The sequence below is a fragment of the Pseudomonas sp. Fl4BN1 genome, from assembly GCF_009908285.1.
Classification (GTDB): domain Bacteria; phylum Pseudomonadota; class Gammaproteobacteria; order Pseudomonadales; family Pseudomonadaceae; genus Aquipseudomonas.
This window is the reverse complement of sequence record NZ_JAAARM010000011.1, coordinates 60,844-81,482: the sequence shown is the minus strand read 5'-3', so window position 1 is coordinate 81,482 and position 20,639 is coordinate 60,844. Positions and strand designations below refer to the sequence as shown.

Annotated in this window: 15 protein-coding genes; 9 read left to right on the top strand and 6 right to left on the bottom strand. The window is 61.0% G+C overall.

The genetic code is table 11. The annotated features are described in order from the left end of the window. Positions 1-171: 171 nt before the first annotated feature. The 7 genes from GV818_RS14625 to GV818_RS14595 all read left to right on the top strand — a co-directional run bounded on the left by GV818_RS14625 (position 172) and on the right by GV818_RS14595 (position 11,352). On the top strand, positions 172-822 hold the full coding sequence (locus tag GV818_RS14625; protein ID WP_161757426.1) for a GNAT family N-acetyltransferase: 651 nt from the start codon (positions 172-174) through the stop codon (positions 820-822). Positions 823-887: 65 nt separating this feature from the next. Then, the gene (locus GV818_RS14620; protein WP_161757427.1) at positions 888-2,615 is read left to right on the top strand and encodes an autotransporter assembly complex protein TamA; all 1,728 of its coding nucleotides are present in this window, start codon (positions 888-890) and stop codon (positions 2,613-2,615) included. Then, positions 2,612-6,283 carry a translocation/assembly module TamB domain-containing protein gene (locus GV818_RS14615; RefSeq protein WP_161757428.1) on the top strand — a complete coding sequence of 1,224 codons (3,672 nt, stop codon included), beginning with the start codon at positions 2,612-2,614 and terminating at the stop codon, positions 6,281-6,283. The genes GV818_RS14620 and GV818_RS14615 overlap by 4 nt, the downstream gene beginning before the upstream one ends. 316 nt (positions 6,284-6,599) lie before the next feature. Next, positions 6,600-7,073: a MarR family winged helix-turn-helix transcriptional regulator gene (locus tag GV818_RS14610; protein WP_161757429.1), complete on the top strand. Its 474-nt coding sequence runs from the start codon at positions 6,600-6,602 to the stop codon at positions 7,071-7,073. Beyond that, positions 7,070-8,539, top strand: a complete 1,470-nt coding sequence (locus GV818_RS14605) for an efflux transporter outer membrane subunit (protein WP_161776873.1) — start codon at positions 7,070-7,072, stop codon at positions 8,537-8,539. The genes GV818_RS14610 and GV818_RS14605 overlap by 4 nt, the downstream gene beginning before the upstream one ends. A 15-nt stretch (positions 8,540-8,554) precedes the next feature. Further along, the gene (locus GV818_RS14600) at positions 8,555-9,754 is read left to right on the top strand and encodes an efflux RND transporter periplasmic adaptor subunit (protein WP_161776872.1); all 1,200 of its coding nucleotides are present in this window, start codon (positions 8,555-8,557) and stop codon (positions 9,752-9,754) included. A gap of 68 nt (positions 9,755-9,822) precedes the next feature. After that, positions 9,823-11,352 carry a DHA2 family efflux MFS transporter permease subunit gene (locus tag GV818_RS14595; protein WP_161757432.1) on the top strand — a complete coding sequence of 510 codons (1,530 nt, stop codon included), beginning with the start codon at positions 9,823-9,825 and terminating at the stop codon, positions 11,350-11,352. A gap of 678 nt (positions 11,353-12,030) precedes the next feature. Here the strand turns inward: GV818_RS14595 and lpxH are convergent. Beyond that, entirely contained in the window at positions 12,031-12,783 is a 753-nt protein-coding gene (gene lpxH, locus GV818_RS14590) for a UDP-2,3-diacylglucosamine diphosphatase (RefSeq protein WP_161757433.1), read from the bottom strand. Then, a complete protein-coding gene (locus tag GV818_RS14585) occupies positions 12,780-13,283 on the bottom strand; it encodes a peptidylprolyl isomerase (RefSeq protein ID WP_161757434.1) in 504 nt (167 codons plus the stop codon). The genes lpxH and GV818_RS14585 overlap by 4 nt, the downstream gene beginning before the upstream one ends. A 270-nt stretch (positions 13,284-13,553) precedes the next feature. Here GV818_RS14585 and GV818_RS14580 point away from each other — a divergent pair, with 270 nt between their 5' ends. Then, positions 13,554-15,251, top strand: a complete 1,698-nt coding sequence (locus GV818_RS14580) for a glutamine--tRNA ligase/YqeY domain fusion protein (RefSeq protein ID WP_161757435.1) — start codon at positions 13,554-13,556, stop codon at positions 15,249-15,251. 18 nt (positions 15,252-15,269) lie between these two features. Continuing rightward, positions 15,270-16,652 carry a cysteine--tRNA ligase gene (gene cysS, locus GV818_RS14575; RefSeq protein WP_161757436.1) on the top strand — a complete coding sequence of 461 codons (1,383 nt, stop codon included), beginning with the start codon at positions 15,270-15,272 and terminating at the stop codon, positions 16,650-16,652. A 72-nt stretch (positions 16,653-16,724) separates the two neighbouring features. On the opposite strand, the gene GV818_RS14570 is transcribed toward cysS, so the two are convergent. The 4 genes from GV818_RS14570 to nuoM all read right to left on the bottom strand — a co-directional run bounded on the left by GV818_RS14570 (position 16,725) and on the right by nuoM (position 20,620). Beyond that, entirely contained in the window at positions 16,725-17,042 is a 318-nt protein-coding gene (locus GV818_RS14570; protein WP_161757437.1) for a helix-turn-helix domain-containing protein, read from the bottom strand. Next, entirely contained in the window at positions 17,029-17,379 is a 351-nt protein-coding gene (locus tag GV818_RS14565; protein WP_161757438.1) for a toxin, read from the bottom strand. Before GV818_RS14565 ends, GV818_RS14570 begins: the two co-directional genes overlap by 14 nt. A gap of 237 nt (positions 17,380-17,616) precedes the next feature. Continuing rightward, positions 17,617-19,080, bottom strand: coding sequence for an NADH-quinone oxidoreductase subunit NuoN (gene nuoN, locus GV818_RS14560; RefSeq protein WP_161757439.1), 1,464 nt, complete (start codon positions 19,078-19,080; stop codon positions 17,617-17,619). Positions 19,081-19,087: 7 nt separating this feature from the next. Further along, positions 19,088-20,620, bottom strand: coding sequence for an NADH-quinone oxidoreductase subunit M (gene nuoM / locus GV818_RS14555; RefSeq protein WP_161776871.1), 1,533 nt, complete (start codon positions 20,618-20,620; stop codon positions 19,088-19,090). Positions 20,621-20,639: the final 19 nt, after the last annotated feature.

The window sequence follows — 20,639 nt, the reverse complement described above, 5'->3', positions numbered from 1 at the left end:
GGCGGTCCTGGCAAAACAGCGATGCTAGCTGACAACGTTCGGGTCGACCAGCGTGGCGGTGCTGCGGATGCGCTGCTAATGTCCTTGAGCGCGGGAACGATCAGCGACGCGCAAGGCTCGTAATAACAAGAGCGCGGCCATTTGAGCCGGGTCCAGGGGAGAGTGACCGCCATGCCTGATACCTCCAATGCCATCGCCGATATCCATATGCTCGACAGCGGCTATTCCCGCGAAGCACGCTCGCTGCTGTACCAGGCTTATCGCCATGAGCCGACCTTCGGCTTCATTTTCGAATCCGAGCGCACCGGTTACGAACAGCGGGTACGAGCTACGGTACGTGAACTGGTGAAGCAGCATTTTCTTCAAGAACTGCCGGCGCTGGGCCTGTTGGTCAATGACCGACTGATCGGCATTGCCCTGATCGCTCCGCCACAACGCCGCCTGGGCATTACCGAAAGCTGGGCCTGGCGGCTGCGCATGGTCTTGAGCACAGGGTTTCGCTGCACGCGGCGCTATCTGGAGTACCACGATGCCGTGCAGGCCTGCGTGCCGGGCGATGCGGTGCATATGCTGCCGTTATTGGGGGTGCACCCGCAGTTTCAGGGCCAGCATTTCGGCGAACAGCTGCTGGAGGCAGTGCACAACTGGTGCGCGGTGGACGAACATTCCCAGGGTGTGGTGCTGGACACGGGCAATCCGCGTTACCTGGAGTTCTATAAGCGTCAGGGTTATGAGGAAATCGGTGAGATCGCAGTAGGACCGGTCCGTGAGCACGTATTCTTCCACTCGAATCCGCGCTGCTTACAAAGAGCAACAAGCTGATATCGAACTTTCCTTGCACTTGAGCGCTCTATCGCCCTCCCACGCTCGTGATAGCATCCGCGCCTATGAAGTTTCCAGGAAGATTTACCAGCGGCTTTTTGCTGTTGTTCACAAGCTGTGCGGCGCTGGCGCAGAGCGAATTGGATGTCAGGGTAAAGCCCGCCAACGACGAGCTGAAGGCCAATGTGGAGGGTTACATTGGTGGTGTCGGTGATCGCGATGAAGAAGCCCTGCTGCGGTTCAGTCGGGGTGCCGAGGAGCAGGCGAAGAAAGCTGTCCAGGCCCTGGGCTACTACCAGCCGCACATCGAGAGCGAAGTGCGTGGCGGCGAAAAACCCCGGTTGCTGCTGCGTATTGATCCCGGCGAGCCGGTGCATCTGCGCAATGTGACGATCCGCGTTGAAGGCCCTGCAGCCTCTCTCAAGTCTTTCCGCACCCCCGACAGCGATCAGCTCAAGCCCGGTGCGGTGCTCAATCATGGCCGTTACGAGGATGCCAAGCGGCTGATCCAGAACCAGGCCTCGCGCTATGGCTTTTTCAGCGGACGCTTCACCCGCCAGCAACTGTCGGTGGATCCCTTGGCTGGGGTGGCGGACATCGACCTGGTCTATGACAGTGGTCCGCGTTATGCCTTGGGCAAGGTCAGTTTTACCGGGGACTCATTGTTTGATGAAGACTTGCTGCGGCGCATGGTGCCGTTCAAGACCGGCGCGCCCTACGACTCCGAACTGATCGCCGAACTCAACCAGGCCTTGCAATCCAGTGGTTATTTCGAGGGTGTACGGGTAGATGCTGCACCCACGGCCGCCGAGCACGAAGTGATCCCGGTGGCGGTCCAACTGGAAACCCGCAAGCCCCGGACCATGGGGCTTGGCTTGGGTTACTCCACTGACGTGGGACCGCGGGTCAAAGCCAACTGGACTCGGCACTGGGTCAATCCCCAGGGGCACAGTTATGGCTGGGAAGCCGAAGTCTCTGCGCCCCGGCAGAACGTCGGCCTGTGGTACGACATCCCCCTGGATCCACCCTTGACCGACAAACTGCGGTTTGCCGGCGGTTACCAGAACGAAGAGATCGCCGGCACCGACACCTTGAGTAAATTGCTCACTGTGGGCCCCGAGTGGCACAGCAAGTTGCCCAGTGGCTGGCAGCGGGTGATCTCGCTGAAGTATCAGCGGGAAGAGTATCGTCTTGGAGACGACTCTGGCCTGAGTAATCTGCTGATGCCAGGACTCAGTTATTCCTACCTGCGCAGCGACAACCGGATTGATCCACACAACGGTTATCGTATTCAGTTCGACACCAAGCTGGCCAAGGAAGATGTCGGTTCCGATACCAACCTGTTGTACGGCACGGTCTTGCTCAAGGGCCTGACCACGGTCTGGGACAATCACCGCTTGCTCGGTCGTGTGCAGTTCGGTGGCAGTGCCACCAACGGCTACAAGTCGATTCCGCCGTCCTTGCGCTTCTTTGCCGGCGGCGACCAGAGCGTCCGTGGTTATGACTATCAGACCTTGTCGCCGGAAAATGCCGACGGTGACCGCATCGGTGGCCGCTACATGGTGGCTGGCAGCGTCGAATACCAGTATTCCGTCGCTGAGAAATGGCGGATCGCGACCTTTGTCGACCAGGGCAACTCCTTCAACAAGCTCGAACTGCCGAACCTCAAGACCGGCGTCGGGCTCGGCGTGCGCTGGGTCTCGCCGGTCGGACCGATCCGGGTCGACCTGGCCCACGCGCTGAATGATGACGGTGGTATTCGTTTGCACTTTTCCATGGGGCCAGAGCTTTGAAGCGTGGTTTGAAGATGACCCTGCTGGCGATCCTTGCGCTGGTGATCCTGATTATTCTGGCCCTGGCCGCGGTGCTGGGAACCCAGGCCGGCAGCCGCTGGGCTTTGGGCCAGGTGCCAGGGCTGAGCCTGGACAACTTCGACGGCCATCTGGGTGGCCAGTGGAGTGCCGATCACCTGCTGTGGCAGCAGGACAGCAGCCGGGTCGAACTCAACGGGGTGAAATTTGCCTGGTCCCCCGCCTGCCTGTTGCGCATGACCCTGTGCATTGAACAACTGGAAACTGACCAGGTCAGCCTGCAGTTTCCCCCCAGTACTGAAGCAAGCTCTGGCCCTATCAGCCTGCCGGACTTGAACCTGCCGTTGGCCATAGAGCTTGGGCAGGTACGCATTGGTCGCCTGCTGTTCAACGACAGCGAAGAACTCAAGGGTTTGCAGCTGGCGGCACATTGGTCCGCCGAGGGTCTGCAGATCGATTCGCTGCACTTGCAGCGCGATGACCTGAGCCTGGACCTGTCCGGCCTGTTGCAGCCTCGCGGCGATTGGCCGTTGACGGCCCAGGGCTCCCTCGGCTTGCCAGCTCCTGGTGGTGGTCCCTGGTCCTTGGCGCTGAAGGTCGAAGGCAACCTGCTCAAGATCCTCAAGCTCCACGCCGACAGCAGCGGCTACCTGCAAGGACAGCTGAGTGGTGAGCTGCAACCTCTGGTGGAAAACCTGCCAGCGCAGGTGCGCATCACCGCCGATGGTTTCAAGGCCAGCGCCGATTTGCCGGATACCTTGCAGCTGGATCAACTGGAGCTGACCGGCAACGGCGACTTGAAAAACGGCTATCAGCTCAACGGCAAGGCCAGTTTGCCAGCGGAGCAGGGGCCGGTTGCTTTGCGGCTGCAAGGCAATGTCGACGCCAAAGGCGCACAGATTGCCGCTCTGGACCTGAGTGCCAACGACAAGCAGAACCTCAAGCTCAGCGGGCAGCTTGACTGGAGCACAGGTTTCTCGGCCGAGGCCAAGCTTGCCTGGCTGGATTTTCCCTGGCATCGCCTCTATCCACTGATCGACGAGCCGGCGGTGGCGCTGCGCAGTTTCAACGCGGAAGTGGCTTACCGGGATGGTCATTACCTGGGTAACTTCAAGGGTGACCTCGACGGCCCGGCGGGAGCGTTCAGCCTGAGCAGCCCTTTCAGCGGCGACCTGACCAAGGTCTTCCTGCCGCAGTTCCAGCTCACCGCCGGACAAGGCAAGGCCCAAGGGCATCTGAACCTGCAGTTCGCTGATGGCGTGGCTTGGGATACGGCACTGGATCTGTCAGCCATCAACCCGGCCTATTGGCTGGCGGAGTTGCCCGGTACCCTGGCCGGCCCCTTGCGCAGCCAGGGTGAAATGAAAAATCAACAACTCAAGCTCAACGCCAACCTCGATCTCAAGGGGCGCTTGCGGGGGCAGCCTGCGGTATTGCAGATCAAGGCCGATGGGGCCGGTGAGCAATGGAATCTGAGCGCGTTGGACATCCGCCTGGGAGATAACCGCATCAATGGCTCCGGCAGCCTGCAGCAGAAAATCGCCGGCCAGTTGGAGATCAAGATGCCGCGCCTGGGCCAGCTCTGGCCGCAGTTGCGTGGACAGCTTGACGGTCGGGTGGATCTGGCGGGGACGCTCAAGGCGCCACAGGGCAAGGTGAATCTCTCGGGGCAGCAATTGGCTTTTGCCGATAACCGCCTGCAAAACCTCAAGCTGGATGCCAGCCTCGATGGTGTGCAAAGGGCTCAGGTCGACCTCAAAGGCAGTGGGATTCAGGCGGGCACTACGCAGCTCGGCACCCTGACCCTGGCCGGCCAGGGCGATATCAAGACGCAGAAGTTGCAACTGGATCTGCAGGGCCCGCTGTTGAAGCTGGCGTTGGGACTCGACGGTACTCTGGACCAGGGTAATTGGCGCGGACGCCTGGCCAGTGGCGAGGTGCAGACCGGCGGCCAGGACTGGAAGTTGCAAAGTCCGGCCAAGCTTGCGCGGTTGGCTAACGGCACGATCAATTTTGCTGCCCATTGCTGGGTCAGTGGTGATGCCAGCCTATGCGGCGAAGATCAGCGGCTGATGCCCGATCCGAAGTTGCGCTATCAGCTCAAGCGTTTCCCCATCGACAGTCTGGCCCAGTGGTTGCCCAAGGATTTTGCCTGGAAAGGCCTGCTCAACGCCGATGTGCAACTGGACCTGCCGGCCAGCGGTCCCAAGGGCCAGATCATGCTGGACGCCAGCGGCGGTACCTTGCGCGTCAAGGAGAAGGATCAGTGGCTGGAGTTTCCCTATCAGGCCCTGAAACTCAACACCAGCCTTACTCCGCGACGCATTGACAGTCAGTTGCAGTTCGACGGTGGCAAGCTGGGGGAGCTGATGGTCCAGGCGCAGATCAACCCGCTGCCGAAAAACAAGCCGCTGTCCGGTGAGTTCCGTCTCAGCGGGCTTGATCTGTCCGTGGCGCGGCCATTCGTGCCGATGGTGGAGAAGCTCAGTGGCAGCTTGAACGGCAGCGGTCGTCTGTCCGGCGGGTTGTTGGCACCTCAGGTCAACGGCAACCTGCAGCTCAGTGGCGGACAGGTTTCAGGCTCCGAATTGCCTACCAGTCTCGAAGACTTGCAACTGACCGCGCAGATCGTCGGTGAAAGCGTGCAGCTCAACGGTGGCTGGAAAGCTGGCAAGGCCGGGCAGGGCAGTCTCAGTGGCAGCATCGCCTGGGGCCATGCGCTGATGGTCGACCTGAGCCTCAAGGGCTCGCAGTTACCCGTCACCGTCGAGCCTTATGCGGCACTGGAAGTTGCTCCGGACCTGAAGATCTCGCTGCAGGGCGACAAGCTGGCGATCGACGGCAAGGTGCTGATTCCCAAGGGCCAGATCACCGTGCGTGAACTGCCGCCGTCAACGGTCAAGGTTTCCGATGACACGGTCATCGTCGGCCAGCAGACCGACGAGGGCAAGAAACCCATGGCGATGGCGATGAACATCGATGTGGAAGTCGGTCAGGACAAGCTCAGCTTCGCCGGCTTCGGCCTCACCGCCAACTTGCAGGGGCATGTGCACATTGGCGACAACATGGACACCCGCGGCGAGCTGTGGCTCAACGACGGGCGTTATCGAGCCTATGGCCAGCGCCTGACCGTGCGTCGTGCGCGCCTGCTGTTTGCCGGCCCCATCGACCAGCCGTACCTGGATATCGAAGCGGTGCGCCAGACTGACGACGTGATTGCCGGCATCCGCCTGAGCGGCAGTGCCGAGCAACCGGCGACACAGATCTTCTCTGAGCCGGCCATGAGCCAGGAGCAGGCGCTGTCCTACCTGGTGCTGGGACGGCCACTGAGCTCCACAGGTGAAGATAACAACGTGCTGGCCCAGGCCGCACTTGGTCTGGGATTGATGGGCAGCTCGGAGATCACCGGCGACATCGCGAAGAGCCTGGGGATCCAGGATTTCCAGCTGGATACGCAAGGCAGTGGCAACAACACCAGTGTGGTGGCCAGCGGCAATATTTCCGAGAAGCTCAGCCTGCGTTATGGGGTTGGGGTCTTCGAGCCGGCCAGTACCATCGCCTTGCGCTACAAGCTGAGCAAGAAGGTCTATCTGGAGGCCGCCAGTGGCGTTGCCAGCTCTCTGGACATCTTCTACAAACGCGATTTTTGAGCCTCTGGTGCAGGTAGCGATACACGCGCTACTGCCTGCGGGGTCGGGGCGTGCCGCCCAGCAGGGCCTTTCGAGGCCCTGAGGGCCGCGCCTGCTACCCAGCCAATCAGCGCCGGTGACAGCCGGCAGGGTTTGTCACGGACCCATTCATCAGGTTTGCCTTTCTCGAACATGATCTCCACCGGCTTGCAGGCCGGTGGCGCTGGGCCTTTTGTCGTGAAAATAAATAGCATGCTAATTATTGCGTTGACATTGGCTGCTTAGGCAGTAATATTTCGACACATTCTCCCTGCCTAGGCAGCTAATTGGTGGTCAGATGAAGCACTTCGAACCAGTCGACTTTCACAATTGCCACCTTGGTCTGCTGTTGGGGCGCGCCGCCTTGCTCAAGGACCGGATCCTCGATACCCACATGGAACCCCACGGCATTACCGCCGCGCAGTTCAAGGTGCTGATCATCATGGCCCAGTTCGGCGTCGATACTCCGGCCGAGCTGTGCCGCCACCTGTCCCTGGACAGTGGTTCCATGACCCGGATGCTTGACCGCCTGGAGCAGAAGGACTTTCTCGCCCGTCGGCGCTCCGAAGGTGACCGCCGCCAGGTGCAGCTTGTCTTGACGGAGGAAGGGCAGAAGCTCGCCGACCGGTTGCCGCAGATCGGTGCCGACGCGATGAACGAGCTGGCCGGCGCTATTACCCACCAGGAACTGCGGACCCTGGAACAGATTCTCAAGAAAATTTTGCTGGCAGCCGGTGACCCGATCACCGTATTGCGGGTAGGTGATAAATGAGCAGTAGAACCTTGCGTACGCGGGCCAGCCTGGTGCTGCTGGCCATGAGCCTGGCCGGGTGTGCCAGTTACAGCGGCCTGAACACCGAAGGCGTCAGCCTGGAAGCGAAAAGCCTCAAGGCCGGGCAGTCTCTCAGCGGTGTGGCCCTGTCGCCGGCGGCCTGGCCGCAAAGTGACTGGTGGAAAAGCCTTGGCGACAGCCAGCTCGATGGCCTGATCCAGGAAGCCCTGCGGGACAGCCCGGACATGCAGATCGCCAGTGCCCGGGCTCATCAGGCTAGCGCAGCGGCCTATGCCGCAGATGCCGAGCGGATGCCGACCCTGGATGCCAGTGCCGGCATCAGCCGTTCGCGCCTGGCCCGCGATCAAGACCCCTCGGGCATCGGCGGTACCTACGCCACCGTGCGCAATATCGGCGCCAGCTTCAATTACAACTTCGACCTCTGGGGTGGCCAGCGTGCTGCCTGGGAAGCGGCGTTGGGCCAGGCCCGGGCTGCGGAAGTCGATCGTCAGGCCGCCAGCCTGACCCTGGCCGCCGACGTGGCCCGGGCCTACAGCGATCTGGGACGTGCGCACATCGTCCATGACCTGGCGGCCGAAGACCTCAAGCGTACCCGGCAGATGCTCGACCTGAGCCAGCGGCGCTTGAGCTCGGGGATCGACAGCCAGTACCAGTACCAACAGACCGAAAGTCTTGATGCCAGCGCCCAGGGCAGTTTGATCGATGCTGAAAAGCAGCTGCAGAGTGCCAAGATCGCCCTCGCAGTGTTGCTGGGCAAAGGACCGGACCGGACCAACGACATTCCCCGGCCCAAGGTGCTGCAAGCCAGCGCAGTGGCGTTGCCATCAACCCTGCCTGCCGAGCTGCTGGGACGTCGCCCGGACCTGATCGCTGCACGTTGGCGGGTCGAGGCCGCGAGCAAGAGCATCGACGCCAGCAAGACCCGCTTCTATCCCAATCTCAACCTGAGTGCCAGTGCGGGTGCCGAGTCGTTGCTGGGGGACGCGATGTTCGGCTCCGCCAGCCGTTTCTTCAGCATTGCGCCGACGATTTCCCTGCCAATTTTCGATGGGGGTCGTCTACGCGCCAGCCTGGATGCGCGGGACGCCGACTATGACCTTGCCGTAGCGCAGTACAACAAGACGCTGGTCACGGCTCTGGGAGATGTCAGCGACAGCATCTCCCAACTGCGTGATATCGGCCGGCAGATTGCTGCCCAGCAGCACGCCACTGATATCGCCCAGGACTCCTACAACACTGTGGTCCAGCGCTTCGGTTCCGGTATCGGCAACTACCTGGACGTGCTGAGCATCGAGCAGCAACTGCTGCAGGCCCAGCGCCAGCTAGCCACGTTGAATGCTCAGCAGATTGACCTGTCGATCCAACTGATGCAGGCGTTGGGGGGCGGTTTCAATACCCAGAACCTGGCCTCGGCCAACTCGACCCCAGCCCCGCAGACTAAATAATTCGAGGTATTTGTCATGGCCACCGCCGACACTCAAGTAACTGAAAACACCCCGGACGCTGGTAATTCCCGCAAGCGCAAAGTCATGCTGCTGGGGCTGGCAGCCATCGTCATACTCGGCGGCCTGGGCGTGTTCGCCTGGCATGAACTCTACGGACGCTGGAATGAAAGTACCGACGACGCCTATGTGAACGGCAACGTGGTGGAAATTACTCCGCTGGTCAGCGGTACCGTGGTCAGCATTGGTGCCGATGACGGTGACCTGGTGCATGAAGGCCAGGTGCTGATCAACTTCGACCCCAATGATGCCCAGGTTGGCCTGCAAAGCGCCGAGGCCAATCTGGCCCGCACCGTGCGCCAGGTGCGCGGCCTGTACAGCAATGTCGATGGCATGCGTGCCCAAGTGGCGGCGCAGAAGGCCGCGGTGCAGAAAGCCCAGGATAACTTCAGCCGGCGCAAGAACCTGGCCGCCAGCGGGGCGATTTCCCAGGAAGAACTGTCTCACGCACGTGATGACCTGACTACGGCGCAGAACGCCCTGGCCAATGCCCAGCAGCAACTCAACACCACCAATGCCTTGGTGGATGACACGGTGGTCTCCAACCATCCAGATGTGCAGGCCGCCGCCGCGCAACTGCGCCAGGCCTATCTGACCAATGCCCGCAGCACCCTGATTGCACCGGTTACCGGTTATGTAGCCAAGCGCACCGTGCAACTGGGCCAGCGGGTCCAGCCGGGCACCGCGTTGATGGCGGTGATTCCCCTGGACCAGCTGTGGATCGATGCCAATTTCAAGGAAACCCAGCTGCGTGACATGCGCATTGGCCAGCCGGTGGACATCGAAGCGGACATCTACGGCAGTGAGGTGAAATACAGCGGCACTATCGACAGCCTCGGCGCCGGTACTGGCAGTGCCTTTGCCCTGCTGCCGGCGCAGAACGCCACCGGCAACTGGATCAAGATCGTGCAGCGGGTGCCGGTGCGTATTCACGTGAATGCCGAAGAGCTGGCCAAGCACCCGCTGCGGGTCGGCCTGTCGACCCTGGTGAAGGTCAACCTGCGGGATCAGAGTGGCCCGGTATTGGCCCAGCAGCCACCGCAAAAAGCCTCTTTCAGCACCAACGTATATGACCGTCAGCTGGGTGAGGCCGATACCCTGATCGCCCGCCTGATCCACGACAACAGCGCGACCATTGGCAAGACTGCCCAGCGCTGATTCGCTAATCCGTCAGCCCCGGCATCGTCTAGAGGCCGGGGTGCCAGCCTAGCTCCAAAGGATTCGCGATGAGCAATAACGCGTCTTTCACGCCTCCCAGCCTGCTACTGAGTACCATCGGCCTGTCCCTGGCGACCTTCATGCAGGTGCTCGACACCACCATCGCCAACGTGGCGTTGCCGACCATCTCCGGTAATCTCGGGGTGAGTTCGGAGCAGGGCACTTGGGTCATTACCTCGTTCGCCGTGAGCAACGCGATTGCCTTGCCGCTGACCGGTTGGCTGAGCCGGCGTTTCGGTGAGGTGAAGCTGTTTATCTGGGCCACCATCCTGTTTGTGCTGGCCTCGTTTCTCTGTGGTATTGCCACTTCGATGCCGGAGTTGGTGGGTTTTCGTGTGCTGCAAGGGGTGGTGGCGGGGCCGCTGTACCCAATGACCCAGACGTTGCTGATCGCTGTCTATCCGCCAGCGAAAAGGGGCATGGCCCTGGCATTGCTGGCGATGGTCACAGTGGTGGCGCCGATTGCCGGGCCGATACTCGGCGGCTGGATCACCGATAGCTATAGCTGGCCGTGGATCTTCTTCATCAACGTGCCAATTGGCCTGTTTGCCGCGTGGGTAGTCAGGCAGCAATTGAAGGCGCGACCGGTGTTCACCAGTCGTCAGCCTATGGACTACGTCGGATTACTGAGCCTGATCGTCGGCGTGGGCGCCTTGCAGATCGTCCTCGACAAGGGCAACGATCTGGACTGGTTCGAATCCAACTTCATCATCATCGGCAGCCTGATTTCGGTGATCGCCCTGGCGGTGTTCGTGATCTGGGAAATGACTGATCGTCATCCGGTGGTCAACCTGCGTCTGTTCGCCCACCGCAATTTCCGCATCGGCACCATTGTGCTGGTGGGCGGTTACGCCGGCTTCTTCGGGATCAATCTGATCCTGCCGCAGTGGTTGCAGACGCAGATGGGCTACACCGCGACCTGGGCCGGCCTGGCGGTGGCGCCGATCGGTATCCTGCCGGTGCTGATGTCACCCTTTGTCGGCAAGTACGCCCACAAGTTCGACCTGCGCCTGCTGGCTGGCCTGGCGTTCCTGGCCATCGGGTTGAGCTGCTTCATGCGTGCCGGCTTTACCAGTGAAGTGGATTTCCAGCACATCGCCCTGGTGCAGTTGTTCATGGGGATTGGCGTGGCGCTGTTCTTCATGCCGACCCTGAGCATCCTGATGTCGGACCTGCCGCCACAGCAGATTGCCGATGGTGCGGGGCTGGCGACCTTCCTGCGGACTTTGGGCGGGAGTTTTGCCGCGTCGCTGACGACCTGGATCTGGATTCGCCGGGCGGATCAGCATCATGCCTACATGAGTGAAAGCATGAGCACCTTCGACCCGGTCACCCGGGAGGCACTGAACAATCTTGGTGGTGCCAGCACCAAGGCTTACGCACAACTGGACCAAGTCCTCACCAGCCAGGCGTACATGCTCTCGACGGTGGACTACTTCACCTTGTTGGGCTGGGTGTTCATGGGGCTGATTCTGCTGGTCTGGCTGGCCAAGCCGCCGTTCGCCGCCAAGGCTGGTCCGGCGTCGGCGGGGCATTGATAGTCTTCGTCGCAGGCGCTGGCGTGCGACCGGGCAATGCAAGGCTTTCTGGCCCCTTCGCCGGCAAGCCGGCTCCTACGATAGGGAATCTGTTGTAGGAGCTGGCTTGCCAGCGAAGGCGTCCGACAGAGCAGTGCAAGGCTTTCTGGCCTCTTCGCCGGCAAGCCGGCTCCTACGGTAGGGAATCTGTTGTAGGCGCTGGCTTGCCAGCGAAGGCGTCCGACAGGGCAGTGCAAGGCTTGCGGCCTCTTCGCCGGCAAGCCGGCTCCTACGGTAGGGAATCTGTTGTAGGAGCTGGCTTGCCAGCGAAGGCGTCCGACAGGGCAGTGCAAGGCTTGCTGGCCCCTTCGCCGGCAAGCCGGCTCCTACGGTAGGGGATCTGTTGTAGGCGCTGGCTTGCCAGCGAAGGCGTCCGACAGGGCAGTGCAAGGCTTTCTGGCCTCTTCGCCGGCAAGCCGGCTCCTACGGTAGGGAATCTGTTGTAGGAGCTGGCTTGCCAGCGAAGGCGTCCGACAGCGCAGTGCAAGGCTTACTGGCCCCTTCGCCGGCAAGCCGGCTCCTACGGTAGGGAATCTGTTGTAGGAGCTGGCTTGCCAGCGAAGGCGTCCGACAGGGCAGTGCAAGGCTTGCTGGCCTCTTCGCCGGCAAGCCGGCTCCTACGGTAGCGAAGACGTCCGTTCAGGGCGAACCGGGCAACGCCAGTTGCGTCGGTACAAAATCGAACGCTGCCAGCTGAAAACCCTGTTCATCCACCTGCAACGCCCAACCTTGACGGTCCCAGTCCCCCAGCACGATGCGCTTGGCGGCTTGCTCACCAATCTGCAGCTTGTGAATCGCCGGGCGGTGGGTGTGGCCGTGCACCAAGGTGCGTACGCCATGCTCTTGCATCACCCGCGGCACTTCGTCCGGGGTCACGTCGACAATGTCGTTGGCTTTCATGCGGGTCTGGGCGCGGCTCTCGTTACGCAGCTTGCGCGCCAGTTTGCGCCGGGTACGCAGCGGCAGATGCCGCAGAATCCACAGGCTCAGCGGGTTGCGCAGGTAACGACGCATGCGCATGTAGGCCTCGTCACGGGTGCACAGGCTGTCGCCGTGCATCAGCAATACCGGCTCACCGTAGAAGTCGACGACGCTGGGGTCTTTGAGCAGGGTGGCGCCCGCCGCCTTGCAAAAGGCCTGGCCGAGCATGAAGTCGCGATTGCCATGCATCAGGAATACCTGTGTACCGCTGTCGCTGAGCTCGCGCAGTGCCTGGCAAATGGAAAGCTGGTAGGGGGTCATGGCATCGTCGCCGATCCATACCTCGAAGAAGTCCCCGAGGATGTACAGCGCCTCGGCGGCGCGGGCGCGCCCACCGAGTAAATCCAGAAACGCCCGGGTAATATCCGGGCGCGCATCGATCAGATGCAGATCTGAAATCAGCAATATCACTCAACGATCTCGGCTTTCTCGATGATCACGTCGTCTGCTGGTACGTCCTGGTGGCCGGACTTCATGGTGGTGGCCACGCCCTTGATCTTGTCGACCACTTCAGTGCCGGCGATCACTTTGCCGAATACCGCATAGCCCCAGCCCTGTACGGTCTTGCCGCTGTGGTTGAGGAAGCTATTGTCGGCAACGTTGATGAAGAACTGCGCGGAAGCCGAATGCGGCTCCATGGTGCGAGCCATGGCAACGGTGTACTTGTCGTTGGAGAGGCCGTTGTCAGCTTCATTCTGGATGCTTGGGCGCTTGTCTTTCTTTTCCTTCATGCCAGGTTCGAAGCCGCCGCCCTGAACCATGAAGTTACCGATGACGCGGTGAAATACGGTGTTCTCATAGTGACCGGCTTTCACGTACTCGATGAAGTTGGCCACGGTCAACGGGGCTTTCTCGGCGTTCAGTTCCAGCACGATTTCGCCGTGGTTGGTGGTCAGTTTGACTTGGGTCATGGTCGGTACTCTTTATAAGGAAAAGCGTTTTCAAGAAAATCCTGGGTGTCGGGACACGCGAGTGCTCCGAGCCGGTATGGCCATCCTGCAGCCAAGGAGCGCAGTTTAGCGTGACAGCCACGAATTTCGAGGCTGTTTTTTCACTTGCCGGCTATTAATCGCCGCAGTTTTAAAGTTCCGCTCTGTCAGGCGCTTGACAGCATCGGCTATGATATCCGTTTTGATTTGTCAGGCCGCATCCGGCCGCGCACTTGTACGTTCAAGGATCCTATGAGCAAGCCCACTGTCGACCCTACCTCGAATTCCAAGACTGGACCGGCCGTTCCGGTCAACTTCCTGCGCCCGATCATCCAGGCGGACCTGGACTCGGGTAAGCACACGCAGATCGTGACCCGCTTCCCGCCGGAGCCCAACGGCTACCTGCACATCGGTCACGCCAAGTCGATCTGTGTGAACTTCGGTCTGGCCCAGGAATTCGGCGGCGTCACTCACCTGCGTTTCGACGACACCAACCCGGCCAAGGAAGACCAGGAATACATCGACGCCATCGAAAGCGACGTCAAGTGGCTGGGCTTCGAATGGTCCGGCGAAGTGCGCTATGCCTCGCAGTATTTCGACCAGTTGCACGACTGGGCGGTGGAGCTGATCAAGGCGGGCAAGGCCTATGTCTGCGACCTGACCCCTGAGCAAGCCAAGGAATACCGCGGCAGCTTGACCGAGCCGGGCAAGAACAGCCCGTTCCGCGAGCGCTCGGTAGAAGAGAACCTGGACTGGTTCGCACGCATGCGTGCCGGTGAGTTCGCTGATGGCGCACGGGTACTGCGGGCCAAGATCGACATGGCTTCGCCGAACATGAACCTGCGCGACCCGATCATGTATCGCATCCGTCACGCTCACCACCACCAGACCGGTGACAAGTGGTGCATCTACCCGAACTATGACTTCACCCACGGCCAGTCGGATGCCATCGAAGGCATCACCCACTCGATCTGCACCCTGGAGTTCGAAAGCCATCGCCCGCTGTACGAATGGTTCCTCGACAGCCTGCCGGTACCGGCGCACCCGCGCCAGTATGAGTTCAGCCGCCTGAACCTGAACTACACCATCACCAGCAAGCGCAAGCTCAAGCAATTGGTGGACGAGCAGCACGTCAACGGTTGGGACGACCCACGCATGTCGACCCTGTCGGGTTTCCGTCGTCGTGGCTACACGCCCCAATCCATCCGCAACTTCTGCGAGATGATCGGCACCAACCGTTCCGACGGCGTGGTGGACTTCGGCATGCTGGAATTCAGCATCCGTGACGATCTGGACCACAGTGCGCCGCGCGCCATGTGCGTGCTGCGTCCGCTGAAAGTCGTGATCACCAACTACCCGGAAGGCCAGGTCGAGAACCTCGAACTGCCGCGTCATCCGAAAGAAGACATGGGCGTGCGTGCACTGCCATTCGCCCGTGAGATCTATATCGACCGTGACGACTTCATGGAAGAGCCGCCAAAGGGCTACAAGCGCCTGGAGCCGGCCGGTGAAGTGCGCCTGCGTGGCAGCTACGTGATCCGTGCCGACGAGGCGATCAAGGATGCCGACGGCAATATCGTCGAGCTGCGTTGCTCGTATGATCCGGACACCCTGGGCAAGAACCCTGAAGGCCGCAAGGTCAAGGGCGTGGTTCACTGGGTGCCGGCTGCCGCCAGCGTCGAGTGTGAAGTGCGCCTGTACGATCGTCTGTTCCGTTCGGCGAACCCTGAAAAGGCCGAAGACAGCGCCAGCTTCCTCGACAACATCAACCCTGACTCCCTGCAAGTGCTCACTGGTTGTCGTGCTGAACCCTCCCTGGGCAACGCACAGCCGGAAGACCGTTTCCAGTTCGAGCGCGAAGGCTACTTCTGCGCGGATATCAAGGACTCGAAACCAGGTGCTCCGGTATTCAACCGTACTGTGACCCTGCGCGACTCCTGGGGTCAGTGATTCAGTCAAGGAACTAACGTGCTTACGATCTACAACACGCTCACCAAGAGCAAAGAAGTCTTCAAGCCGCTGGATGGCAACAATGTGCGCATGTATGTCTGCGGGATGACCGTGTACGACTACTGTCACATCGGCCATGGCCGCAGCATGGTGGCGTTTGACCTGGTAACCCGCTGGCTGCGGTTCAGCGGTTACAACCTGACCTATGTGCGCAACATCACCGACATCGAAGACAAGATCATCAATCGGGCCCGCGAGAACGGCGAGCCGTTCGATGTGCTGACCGAGCGCATGATCACCGCGATGCACGAGGACGAGGCGCGCCTCAACATCCTCAAACCGGACATGGAGCCGCGGGCCACGGATCATATCCCGGGCATGTTGACGATGATCCAGACCCTGATCGACAAGGGTTACGCATATGCTCCAGGGAATGGCGACGTGTACTACCGCGTCGCCAAGTTCATGGGCTACGGCAAGCTGTCGCGCAAGAAGATCGAAGATCTGCGCATTGGTGCACGGATCGAAGTCGACGAGTCGAAACAGGACCCGCTGGACTTTGTACTGTGGAAAGCCACCAAGCCGGGCGAGCCGAGCTGGGAGTCGCCGTGGGGCGCCGGACGTCCGGGTTGGCACATCGAATGCTCGGTGATGTCCACCTGCTGCCTGGGCGAGACCTTCGACATTCATGGCGGCGGCAGCGACCTGGAATTCCCGCACCATGAAAACGAAATTGCCCAGAGCGAAGCGGCCACCGGCAAGACCTACGCCAACGCGTGGATGCACTGCGGGATGATTCGCATCAATGGCGAGAAGATGTCCAAGTCCTTGAACAACTTCTTCACCATTCGCGATGTGCTCGCCAAGTACCATCCGGAAGTGGTGCGTTACCTGCTGGTAGCCAGCCACTACCGCAGCGCCATCAACTACTCGGAAGACAACCTCAAGGACGCCAAGGGCGCCCTCGAGCGTTTCTACCACGCGCTCAAGGGCCTGCCGAAAGTGGCGCCGGCCGGTGGTGAAGCCTTTGTCGAACGTTTCACCCAGGTGATGAACGACGACTTCGGCACCCCGGAAGCCTGCGCCGTGCTGTTCGAAATGGTGCGCGAGATCAACCGCCTGCGCGAGAGTGATGTCGATGCGGCGGCCGGTCTGGCGGCTCGCCTGAAAGAGCTGGCCAGCGTCCTGGGCGTGCTGCAACTGGAGGCCGATGATTTCCTGCAGGCCGGTGCCGAAGGCCGGGTCGATGCTGCAGAAGTCGAGGCGCTGATTCAGGCTCGCCTGGCGGCCCGTGCCAACAAGGACTGGGCCGAGTCCGACCGGATCCGTGACCAGATCACCGCAATGGGTGTGATCCTGGAAGACGGCAAGGGCGGCACTACCTGGCGTCTGGCTGACTAAGCCGACGTTTGCTGCAACAAGAAACCCGCCTGGTGCGGGTTTTTTGTTGCCCGTAGAACAGTGCCTGCTTGCTCAGGCCAGCGAAGCGAGGCGCTCCACCGTGTCGGGGTAGCGCTCCACCAGGCGTATCAGGGTCGTGGCCTGGGCATTGGGTGTGGCGCGGCCCTGTTCCCAGTTTTCCAGGGTGCGGGTGTTGGTACGCAGGTACATGGCGAATACCGAGCGCGAGAGGTTGAGTTGCTGGCGGATGTGCATCACCTCGGCGGCGGTAATGGGCGGCAGTTTGTCGAGCTTCACTTTATGGCTGCGCAGGGTGATCTTGCCCTGACGTTCCTGGGTGAGGGCGTCGATGCCTTCTACCAGTTCGGAAAAGATGTCACGTTTGGTCATGTCTTCTGGCCTCGATTTCACGTTCCAGCAGTTGTTTGAGCTGTTGTCGCTGCTGCGGTAGCAGGTCGTCCATCTGGTCCTTGTCGAACAAGGTAAAGAGCCAGAACTGCGCTCCTCCGGACCACCAGTAATAAATCACCCTAAGCCCGCCACGCTTGCCCTTGTTGCGTCGCTCATCGACGAAACGCATCTTGCGCAAGCCAGCGGTGCCTTGAATGAGATCACCCGCGTGCGGGTGTTGCAGCAACTCGATCTGCAGTTCGCAGAACAACTCGTCATCAAGGAAGTCCTTTCGGTATCGCTGAAATGCCGGCAGTTCAATAAACAAAGCATTCATATACTACGCTTCCTGCGTACACATTGGAGGGTGCTGCAGCTTTGGTCAACCCCCGCTGAGCGCCGCGTTTGATCTGGCAACAGTTTATGCCGCCAGCCTCTGGCTGAATCTCGGACCAGGCCGCTGCGACAGGAAAGGCAATTCCGAGTTTTGCCGGGAAGAGGGCAGGGCAGGGCCCAGAAACGCAAAACGGCACCCGAAGGTGCCGTTCTGTTTGGTGCGCTGAAGCCTAGGCGATCAACCCGCCAGACCGGAGTGCTGGACCAGGGTCAACAGCGGCTGCGGATAGACGCCGAGGAAGAACGCCAGGACCGCGATGGCCAGCAGCATGACGCCACCGGCTTTCTGTTCCCAGTGCAGTTGTGCATCGACGCGACGCAGGTTCGGCTCGATCAGGAACAGCGTCACCATTACCCGCAGGTAGTAGAAGACGCCGATCGCGCTACCCATGACCAGAGAGCCTACCAACCACCATTGGTGTGCTTCGACACCAGTGGCAATGATGTAGAACTTGCCGATAAAGCCTGCAGTCAGCGGAATGCCGGCCAGGGACAGCATCATCACGGTGAGCACGGCGGTCAGGTACGGACGGCGCCAGAACAGGCCGCGGTATTCGTACAGGGCGTCGGCGTCACGGCCTTTGTACGGTGAAGACATCAGGGTAATTACGCCGAAAGCACCGAGGCTGGTGATCACGTAAGTGACCAGGTATACGCCGATGGCTTCCATCGCCAGGCCCTTGCTTGCCACCAGGGCGATCAGCAGGTAGCCGAAGTGGGCGATGGACGAGTAACCCAGCAGACGCTTGAGGTTGCTCTGGGTCAGCGCCAGCAAGTTGCCTACCAGGATCGACGCAATGGCAATCACCGTCAGCACGTCGCTCAGGATACCGCTGCTGGCCACTGGCGAGAGCTGGAACAGACGCACCAGCACCGCGAACACCGCGACCTTGCTGGCGGTTGCCAGGAAGGCTGCCACTGGGGCTGGAGCGCCTTCGTAGACGTCCGGGGTCCAGAGGTGGAAAGGCACCAGCGACAGCTTGAACGCCAGGCCGATCAGCATCATGCCCAGACCCAGTTGCGCCAGCGGGCTTGGCAGCCCGGTGGCAGCGAGGGCGTGGCCGATGCCGCTGAAGCTCAGGCTGCCGGCTTCGGCGTAGAGCAGTGCCATGCCGAACAACAGGAAGCCTGAGCCGGCGGCCGACAGCACCATGTACTTGATGCCGGCTTCCAGCGAGCGCTTGTTGAAGAAGGCATAGGCTACTAGGCCGTAGACCGGTACCGAGAGCAGTTCCAGGCCGATGAACAGGCCAGCCAGGTTCTGCGCACTGACCAGCACCAGACCACCAGCGGCGGCCAGCAGGATCAGCAGATACAGCTCTTCACGGTTGCCTGGGTAACCGCTGCTGCCATCGCCCAGGTAGGCGTGGGCGAGGGTAACGCAGGCCAGAGTGGCCACCAGGATCAGGGCCATGTACAGGCAGGCGAACTGGTCGATCTGCAGCAGGGGCGTTACTGCCAGTGGTGCGACTTTCAGCACCGGGAAGATCGACAGCAATGCCAGGTTCAGGCCCGCCACTGAAAGCAGGAAGGTCTGGGCGTGGTTGCGACGCCAGGCGATCGCCAACATCACCACCACAAGGGTGGCGCTGGTGATCAACAGCGGCGCCAGGGCGATAAAGTGTTGAATGGTAAAGTCCATAGCGCTCTTACCGGGCCGAAGCGAGTTGAGTGAAGGCGGTGCTGAGCCATTGCTGCACGCCATGCATGGTGGCGGCAGAGGTATCGAGGAACGGTTGCGGGTACACGCCGAGATAGATCAGCAGTACCGCCAGTCCCAGCACCATGATCAGTTCGCGAGCATCCATGCCATGTAGCACGGCGTCCGATTTGGACGGGCCGAAGTAGGCACGGTGGATCATGATCAGCGAGTAGACCGAACCGAACACCAGACCAGAGGTGGCGATCGCGGTGATCCACGGTGCGCTGGCGAAGGTTCCGATCAGGATCAGGAATTCGCCGACGAAGTTGCCGGTGCCCGGCAAGCCCAGGGACGCCGCCGCAAAGAACAGGCTGATGGCTGGCAGGTAGGCAATCTTCGACCACAGGCCGCCCATTTCACGCATGTCGCGAGTATGGGTGCGCTCGTACAACTGGCCGCTGAGAATAAACAGTGCGGCTGCCGAAACACCGTGAGCCAGCATCTGGATCACCGCGCCCTGCAGGGCCAACTGGCTGCCGGAGTAGATGCCGATCAGCACGAAGCCCATGTGGGAAACGCTGGAGAAGGCGATCAGGCGCTTGATGTCGGTCTGAGCGAAGGCCAGGAAGGCCCCGTAGAAGATCCCGACCAGACCCAGGGTCATGGCGATCGGTGCAAACTCAGCCGAAGCATTGGGGAACAGCGGCAGGGCAAAGCGCAGCAGGCCGTAGGCCGCGGTCTTCAGCAGGATACCGGCCAGGTCCACGGAACCGGCGGTCGGTGCCTGGGCGTGAGCGTCAGGCAACCAGGAGTGGAACGGTACCACCGGCAGCTTCACCGCGAAGGCGATGAAGAAGCCGAGCATCAGGATGTACTCGGTGGTGGTCGACATCTTGGTTTTCAGCAACTGGGCGTAATCGAAAGTGATCACCCCGGTGTTGTTGAAGTTGACCAGCACCAGGCCAAGGATCGCCACCAGCATGATCAGGCCGGAAGCCTGGGTGAAGATGAAGAACTTGGTCGCCGCGTAGATCCGGGTTTTCTTGCCGTCCGCCGAGCTGTGACCCCAGAGCGCGATGAGGAAGTACATCGGCACCAGCATCATTTCCCAGAAGAAGAAGAACATGAACAGGTCGAGGGCCAGGAACACGCCGACAACACCGCCCAGGATCCACATCAGGTTCAGGTGGAAGAAGCCCACGTGACGCTGGATCTCTTTCCAGGAGCAGAGTACCGAGAGGATACCCAGCAGGCCGGTCAGCAGGATCATCAACAACGACAGGCCGTCCAGGGCCAGGTGTACGTTGATGCCAAAGCGTTCGATCCAGACATGCTTGAACTCGAGGGCCCAAGTCGGATCGGCGCCAGGTGCCGGAGCGAATGAATAATTACCGTGGGACCACAGCCAGAGGCCGAGGGCGAGTTCCAGGGTCATGGTCAACAGCGCAATCCAGCGCGGGAGGGTGGCGCCGAAGCGCTCAGCCATCCAGCACAGCAGGCCGCCGATGAAGGGGATCAGGATTAGCCAAGGCAGAATCATGACGGGCTCAATTCCTTTC